This window comes from Kocuria sp. NPDC057446 (assembly GCF_042802875.1).
GTDB lineage: Bacteria > Actinomycetota > Actinomycetes > Actinomycetales > Micrococcaceae > Kocuria.
Window position 1 is genome coordinate 1 of sequence record NZ_JBHVDI010000171.1, and the last position, 7,365, is coordinate 7,365.

At 74.0% G+C, this 7,365-nt stretch carries 7 protein-coding genes; 1 reads left to right on the plus strand and 6 read right to left on the minus strand.

Annotation, left to right across the window (positions count from 1 at the left end; all coding sequences use genetic code 11):
* Nucleotides 1–48 precede the first annotated feature (48 nt).
* The 6 genes from glgX to ACFU0Y_RS15795 are packed head-to-tail and all read right to left on the minus strand — an operon-like array spanning nt 49 to nt 6,599.
* Nucleotides 49–2,268: a glycogen debranching protein GlgX gene (gene glgX / locus ACFU0Y_RS15770; RefSeq protein WP_380215515.1), complete on the minus strand. Its 2,220-nt coding sequence runs from the start codon at nt 2,266–2,268 to the stop codon at nt 49–51.
* Nucleotides 2,255–3,232 (minus strand): 23S rRNA (guanosine(2251)-2'-O)-methyltransferase RlmB, encoded by a 978-nt coding sequence (gene rlmB / locus ACFU0Y_RS15775; protein WP_380215517.1) that lies wholly within the window; start codon nt 3,230–3,232, stop codon nt 2,255–2,257. Before rlmB ends, glgX begins: the two co-directional genes overlap by 14 nt.
* Nucleotides 3,233–3,267: 35 nt before the next feature.
* The gene (gene cysS / locus ACFU0Y_RS15780) at nt 3,268–4,698 is read right to left on the minus strand and encodes a cysteine--tRNA ligase (protein WP_380215519.1); all 1,431 of its coding nucleotides are present in this window, start codon (nt 4,696–4,698) and stop codon (nt 3,268–3,270) included.
* A gap of 35 nt (nt 4,699–4,733) precedes the next feature.
* On the minus strand, nt 4,734–5,225 hold the full coding sequence (gene ispF / locus ACFU0Y_RS15785; RefSeq protein ID WP_380215521.1) for a 2-C-methyl-D-erythritol 2,4-cyclodiphosphate synthase: 492 nt from the start codon (nt 5,223–5,225) through the stop codon (nt 4,734–4,736).
* Complete coding sequence (ispD, locus tag ACFU0Y_RS15790) at nt 5,222–6,109, minus strand: 2-C-methyl-D-erythritol 4-phosphate cytidylyltransferase (RefSeq protein ID WP_380215523.1); 888 nt, start codon at nt 6,107–6,109, stop codon at nt 5,222–5,224. Before ispD ends, ispF begins: the two co-directional genes overlap by 4 nt.
* Before the next feature lie 7 nt (nt 6,110–6,116).
* Entirely contained in the window at nt 6,117–6,599 is a 483-nt protein-coding gene (locus tag ACFU0Y_RS15795) for a CarD family transcriptional regulator (RefSeq protein ID WP_017831963.1), read from the minus strand.
* Nucleotides 6,600–6,755: 156 nt separating this feature from the next.
* On the opposite strand from ACFU0Y_RS15795, the gene ACFU0Y_RS15800 reads away from it, so the two are divergent.
* Complete coding sequence (locus ACFU0Y_RS15800) at nt 6,756–7,304, plus strand: hypothetical protein (RefSeq protein WP_380215525.1); 549 nt, start codon at nt 6,756–6,758, stop codon at nt 7,302–7,304.
* Nucleotides 7,305–7,365: the final 61 nt, after the last annotated feature.

Here is a 7,365-nt window from a genome sequence, read left to right on the forward strand (position 1 = left end):
GGCCGCACCCCGTGGGGTGCGGCCCCTCCTGCCGTCCGCCGCCGCGGCTCAGAGCACCCGGAAGAGGGTCACCGAGCCGGCGGGGACGCCCTGCGCCTGTCCGGCCCGGTAGCGCGCCCCGTAGCGCCCGTGCAGCACGGAGGCCGTGCTGTGCACCAGGGAGTAGACGCCGTCGGCCCGCTGGAGGGGATGTCCGGCCTCCTCCTCCCGCAGCAGGTCCGCGACCTCGGGGAAGGTGATCGCCATGTCGGCGCTCGCACCGTTGATCACCATGAGCCCGGCGATCCGTCCGCCGCGGGAGCCGATCAGCACCTGGATGGTCCGCGCCCCCGGGGTCTGCCAGTCGGTGGCGGTCATGGCCGAGCCGCCGGGACCGAACCAGTGCATCATCACCTCGTCCGGGCGGGTCGGGAAGTGGGACGGCTGCCCCGCCAGGAACTCCCCCCGCACGCCCACCAGGGAGCGCGTGGCCGCGAGCATCGCGCGGTCCGCCGGGGTGAGCCGCCAGTCCACCCAGGACAGCTCGTTGTCCTGGCAGTAGGCGTTGTTGTTCCCCCGCTGGCTGCGGCCGAACTCGTCCCCCGCCGTGATCATGGGCACGCCCTGGGAGAACAGCAGGGTGGCCATGACGTTGCGCGCCGTCTGGGCCCGGTCGGCCCGGACCCGGACGTCGCGCGCCGGGCCCTCCACCCCGTGGTTCCACGAGTGGTTGTCGTTGGTCCCGTCCCGGTTCTTCTCCAGGTTGTCCTGGTTGTGCTTGTTGTCGTAGGAGACCAGGTCCGCCAGGGTGAAGCCGTCGTGGGCGGTCACGAAGTTCAGCGACGCCAGGGCGCTGCGCCCGGAGGCGGCGAACATGTCCGAGGAGCCCGCGAGCGCCCCGGCGAGCCGTGCGGCGTTGCCCCCGTCCCCGCCCAGGCTCATGCTGCGCGGGCCGGTGAGCCAGAAGTCGCGGACGGTGTCCCGGAAGCGGTCGTTCCAGTCCGCCCACCCCTCGGGGAAGTGGCCGGTCTGCCACCCGCCCATGCCCACGTCCCAGGGCTCGGCGATGAGCTTCGTCCCGAACAGGGCGGGATCGGCGCCGACGGCCACCAGGAAGGGGTGGTTGCGGGTGAAGCGGTGGCGCTCGTCCCGGGCCAGCTCGGGGGCGAGGTCGAAGCGGAAGCCGTCCACGTGGCACCGCTCCACCCAGTAGCGGAGGGAGTCCAGCGCCATCTGCACCACGCGGGGGTTGCCGAAGTTCACGGAGTTGCCGCACCCGGTGACGTCCACGTAGCGGCCGTCCTCGCCGTGGCGGTAGTAGGCCTCGTCGCCGAGCCCCCGCCAGCAGTAGGCGGGCTCGCCCTGGCCGGCCTCCGCCGTGTGATTGTAGACCACGTCGAGGTAGACCTCGAGCCCTGCCCGGTGCAGCTCCCGGACCATGGCCTTGAACTCGTCGAGCACGCCCTGCGGGCCCCGGGCGCGGGCGGCCTCGGTCGCGTAGCCGGCGTGCGGGGCGAAGAAGCCCAGCGTGTTGTAGCCCCAGTAGTTGCTCAGCCCGAGCGACGTGAGGTGGGGCTCGTCCAGGTGGGCGTGCACGGGCAGGAGCTCGACGGCCGTGACGCCCAGGGACGTGAGGTACTCGGTCATCGCCGGGTGCGCGAGGCCGGCGTACGTCCCCCGGAGGTCCTCCGGGACGTCCGGGTGCAGGGCGGTCAGACCCTTGACGTGCGCCTCGTAGACGACGGTGTCCCGCCACGGGGTGGCGGGACTGCGGTCCTCGTCCCAGTCGAAGTCCTGCTGGGCGACCACGGAGACGTAGCGCCCCCCGTAGGCGTCGGGGCCCGGGTTCTCGATCCCGGGCGGCGGGGCGACGCGGCGCAGCCCCTTGCCGTAGGGATCGAGCAGGATCTGCTCGTCGGCGGGGTCGGGGGCGCGGTGCCGGGAGGCGATCTGCGAGTCGGCGGGCACGAAGCCGTACTCCGTGCCCGCGGGCAGGGCCGGGGCCTCGTCCCGGTGCCGCAGGTAGTCGAAGCCCGTCTCCGAGAGCCGCTGCTGCTCGGCCGGCGGGACCGTCCCGTGGTGCACGCCGCCCGTGCGTCCGGTGAGCCGGCGCCGCTGCCAGCGGCCGCCGGGCAGCCGGAACACGATGTCGAGGTCGGGGACCCCCGGGGCGTAGACGGCCACGTTCGCGCTGCCGTCGCGCTCGGGCGAGGGGTGGACCCCGAGCGGGTAGGGGTGGGAGACGTACGGCCGGCCGGTGTCCTGCCGCCGGGGCTCAGGAACCAGCACGGCGCCGCGAGACCTCGTACAGGGTGATGCCCACGGCCATCGAGGCGTTGAGGGACTCCATCGTGGAGTCGATGGGGATCGAGACGATCTGGTCGCAGTTCTCGGTGACCAGCCGGGACAGGCCCTTGCCCTCCGAGCCGACCACGATCACGAGCGGCTCGGTGGCCAGCTCCAGGCCGGGCAGCTCGACGTCGCCGCCGCCGTCGAGGCCGACCACGAAGTAGCCCATGGCCTTGAGCTCCTCGAGCGTGCGGTTGAGGTTGGCCGCCTTCGTGACGGGCACCCGGGCCGCGGCGCCGGCGCTGGTCTTCCAGGCGGAGGCGGTGACGCCCACGGAGCGGCGCTCGGGCACGATCACGGCGTTGCCGGAGAACGCGGAGACGCTGCGGATGATGGCACCGAGGTTGCGGGGGTCGGTGATGCCGTCGAGGGCGACCATCAGCGGGGGGCGGCGGATGTGCCGCTTCTCCCACTGGGTCATGAGCCGGCGGGCGGTGTCCACCGCGTCCTGGTACTCGTAGGCGGGCACCTGCAGGGCCACGCCCTGGTGCACGGCGTCGCTGGTGAGCCGGTCGAGCTCGCCCTTGGAGGCCTCGAGGATCGTGATCCCGCGCTCGGCGCAGAGCTGCAGGATCTCGCGCACCCGGTCGTCCACGTCGATCTTGCTCGCCGCGTACAGGGCCTTGGCGGGGATGTCGGCGCGCAGCGCCTCGACCACCGAGTTCCGCCCGGTGACGAGGTCCTCCTGGACCTTGCCGCGGGTCCGGGCCGGGGACCGGCCGCCCGCGCCCTGCCGGCGCTCGGCGGCCTTCTTCATCTTGTGCGCCTTGTGGTACGGGCGGTCCTCGGCCTTGGGGGTGGGACCGCGGCCCTCGAGGGCCTTGCGGCCGTGGCCGCCGGTGCCGACGAGGGGGCCCTTCTTGTTCTTGCGGATCGCGCCGGGACGCTGCTTGGGGGTTGGCATGGGTTCCTCTGTTCGGTCGGTGTGGTGCGGCCCGGTCAGGACACGGACCAGGTGGATCCGCCGGCGGCGTCGCGCACCGCGACGCCGGCGGCGGCGAGCTCGTCCCGGATGGCGTCGGCCCGGGCCCAGTCCTTGGCGGCCCGGGCGCGGTCGCGCTGGGCCAGCAGCGAGCGCACGAGGGTGTCGAGGGCCGCGTGCTCGGCCGCGTTCCCGGCGGCGTCCCCGAGGTCCATGAGCCCGGTCAGGCCGAGGACGTCGGTCATGGCGCGCACCGCGCGGGCGGGCGCGGCGGCGCCCAGGCCGTCGGCGAGCGCGGAGTTGCCGGCGCGGACCGTCTCGTGCAGGACCGCGAGGGCCTGCGGCACGTTGAGGTCGTCGTCCATCGCGTCCCCGAAGGCCTGCGGCACGTCCCCGGCCGTCCCCTCGAGGTCGGCCCCGGTGTCCCGGGCCGCGCGGAGGAAGGCCTCGACCCGCTCCACCGCGGCCGTGGCCTCGGCCAGGGACGTGGGCCGGTAGTCCAGCACGGACCGGTAGTGGGCCTGGCCCAGGTAGTAGCGCACGGCCAGCGGCCTGGCCTCGGCGAGCATGTCCGCCGGGGAGACGGTGTTGCCGATCGACTTGGACATCTTCTCGCCCGCGTACGTGACCAGTCCGTTGTGCAGCCAGAGGGTCGCGAACGGCTGGCCGGCCGCCGTCGACTGGGCGAGCTCGTTCTCGTGGTGGGGGAAGCGCAGGTCCAGCCCCCCGCCGTGGATGTCGAAGTGCTCGCCGAGGTACTTCGCGGCCATGGCGGAGCACTCGAGGTGCCAGCCGGGCCGGCCGGGGCCCCACGGCGAGTCCCACCGGGCGGTCTCCGGCTCGCCCGCCTTGTGCCCCTTCCACAGGGCGAAGTCCCGGGGGTCGCGCTTGCCGCGGGGGTCGGCGTCGGGGGCGTCCTGCATGTCGTCGACCGACTGGTGGGTGAGCTCGCCGTAGCGCTCCCAGGAGCGGACGTCGAAGTAGACGTCCCCGGAGCCGTCCGGGGCCGGATAGGCGTGCCCGGCGTCGACGAGGGTGCGGATCAGGGCGTGCATCTCGGGGATGTGCCCGGTGGCGCGCGGCTCGTAGGTGGGCCGGCCCACGCCGATCGCGTCGTAGGCGGCGTTGAACGCCTGCTCGAACCGGTAGGCGAGCGCCCACCACGGCTCGCGGGGGTGGTCGCCGCCGTAGCCGGGGTCGAAGGACGCGGCCGAGTTCGCGAGGATCTTGTCGTCGATGTCGGTGACGTTGCGCACGGTGGTCACCCGGTAGCCGCGGTGGGCGAGCCACCGGGCGAGCTGGTCGAAGACCAGGGCCGAGCGGACGTGGCCGATGTGCGGCATTCCCTGGACGGTGGCGCCGCAGTAGTACAGACGGGCCTCGCCGGGATGGGCGGGCACGAAGTCCCGCACGGTCGCGGTGGCGGTGTCGTAGAAGCGCAGAGTCACACGGCCCATCATAAGGGCGGGCGGTGGCGCGCCGGTCAGGCCCCGCGCGCGTCCGCGGGGACGACCAGCGCGGTGGCCACGGCCGCGAGGCCCTCGCCGCGGCCCGTGAGCCCGAGGCGGTCGGAGGTCGTGGCGCTGACGGTGACGGGCGCCCCGGCAGCGGCAGTCAGCACGGCCTCGGCCTCGGCGCGCCGCGGGGCGAAGCGCGGCCGGTTCCCGATCAGCTGCACGGCCACGTTGCCGATCTCGAATCCGGCCTCCCGCACGATCCGGGCCGCCTCGGCGAGGATGAGCGTCCCGGACGCGCCCTTCAGCTCGGGGCGGTCCACGCCGAAGTTGGTGCCCAGGTCGCCCGTGCCGGAGGCCGAGAACAGGGCGTCCGCGGCGGCGTGGGCCACGACGTCCCCGTCCGAGTGCCCGGCGAGACCGCGCTCGCCCGGCCACTCGAGGCCCGCGACCCACAGCGGGGTGCCCTCGGGCCCGAAGGCGTGGACGTCGACGGCGATGCCGGTGCGGGGCAGGATCACGGCTCGGTGCTCCTCGGGGTCGGGGCGGGAGACGGGGCAGGCATCGGGGCGGCGGAAGGAGCGGAGGTCGCGGATGCGGTGGCCGCGGGTGCGGCCGTCGCGGGGGCGGCCACGGGCACCGCCGCCGCCGAGCCCGGGGCGCGCCCGCGCAGGACCGCCTCGGCCAGCACCAGGTCGAGCGGGCGGGTGATCTTGAAGGCGTGCTCGTGGCCGGGCACGGTCTCCACGGCGGTGTCCGGGGCGTGGGCCTCCACGAGGGAGGCGTCGTCGGTCACGCTCCCGGGGTCCGTCCCGGCCCGGGCGGCGTCGCGGTTGACCGCCCGGAGCAGGGCGAGGTCGAAGCCCTGCGGGGTCTGCACCGCGCGCAGCACCGTGCGGTCCACGGTGCCGAGCGACCGGCCGTCGTCGTCGACCCGGCGCATCGTGTCCGCCACGGGCAGCACGGGGACCACGGCGCGGGCCCCGGCGCGCAACCGCTCCACGACGATGCGGAAGACGTCGGGCGGGGTGAGGCAGCGGGCGGCGTCGTGGACGAGCACCGCGGTGCAGGCGGGCGCGGTCCGGGCGAGCTCGGCCAGGGCCGCCCGCACGGACTCCGCCCGGGTGTTCCCTCCGGTCACCGGGCGCGCACCGTGCGCACGGGCCGTGGCGGAGAGGGCGGTGTCCCCGGCGGGCACGGTCACCAGGACGGGCCCGGACAGCCCGGCGCCCCGGATGCCCTGCAGGGCGTGCTCCAGCAGGGGCCGGCCGTCGAGCGCCACCAGGGCCTTGGGGATGCCGTGCCCGAGCCGCGTGCCGGACCCCGCGGCGACGACGACGACGGCGAACCCGCCCTCCGGGGAGAGCGGGTTCGCCGTGGTGGACCGTGGTGCGTTCCCGGTCACGGGTCGGTCAGGACGCCAGGATGTCGTCGAGGCGCTTCTCGGCCTCTTCCTCGTCGATCTTCTTGGCGAGCGCCAGCTCGGAGGTGAGGATCTGGCGGGCCTTCGTCAGCATCCGCTTCTCCCCCGCCGAGAGCCCGCGGTCGCGGTCGCGGCGCCAGAGGTCGCGCACGACCTCCGCGACCTTGAGCACGTCGCCCGAGGCGAGCTTCTCGAGGTTGGCCTTGTAGCGCCGGGACCAGTTGCTGGCCTCCTCGGTGTCCTTCGCCTGCAGGACCGAGATGACCTTCTTGAGCCCGTCCTCGTCGACGACGTCGCGCACGCCCACCAGATCGACGTTCTCCGCGGGTACCTCGATCACCAGATCCCCCTGGGTCACCTTGAGCTTGAGATACATCTTCTCTTCGCCCTTGACGGTGCGGGTCTTGATCTCCTCGATGGTCGCCGCGCCGTGGTGCGGGTAGACAACCGTCTCGCCAACCTCAAAAACCATATGGAAATACCCCTTTCAGAACTTCCATTCTAACACGGTGTAGGATTCGCCGATCCGGGACGGACGGGGCGCCGGGGGCCCGGCGATGCGGACGATCCGTCGGCAAACGGATAAGCTGGTCGGGACATCGTCCTGAGCTCCCGAGGAGTACGCGCCGTGAAGATCGCCGCCCGCCAGAAGCTGCGCCGCGCAGGCCTGAGTGCCGCCGCCGCGGCCGCCCTGCTGACCACCACCGGTTGCGCCTACATCAACCCGCCGGCCACGACCATGGTGTACTCGGCCGCGGACGGCATCGTGGAGCAGGTGGGCGACGTCAAGCTGGCCAACGTGCTGATCGTGGCCACGGGCGCCGACGAGGAGGGCCGCGTGCTGGGCACCCTGGTGAACGACGGCGACCAGGACGTCACGCTGACCATCGACGCCGACGGCGCCACCGCCGAGGTGCCGATCCCGGCCGGGGGCTCCGTGAACCTCGAGCAGGACGAGGAGATCGTCCTGGACCGCGCCGGCGCCGAGCCCGGTCTCAAGGTGGAGACCGAGTTCACCGCCGGCGGCGAGTCCCACACCGACCAGGTCCCGGTCCTGGACCACACCTTCCCCCGCTACGCCGAGTTCATCCCCGGGGGCGCCCCGGACACCCCGGCCAACCCCTCCAACACGCCGGTGCCCGTCGAGGAGATGGTGGGCCAGGAGGGCGGCCACTGACGCCGTCGGCCGGCACGCGCGCGGCCGGGAAGGGCCCGGAACCCCGCGGGGTTCCGGGCCC

Excerpts from the sequence above, each read along its gene's own strand:
- rlmB (WP_380215517.1), bottom strand. The coding sequence starts at position 3,232 with ATGCCAACCCCCAAGCAGCGTCCCGGCGCGATCCGCAAGAACAAGAAG.
- ACFU0Y_RS15795 (WP_017831963.1), bottom strand. The coding sequence starts at position 6,599 with ATGGTTTTTGAGGTTGGCGAGACGGTTGTCTACCCGCACCACGGCGCG.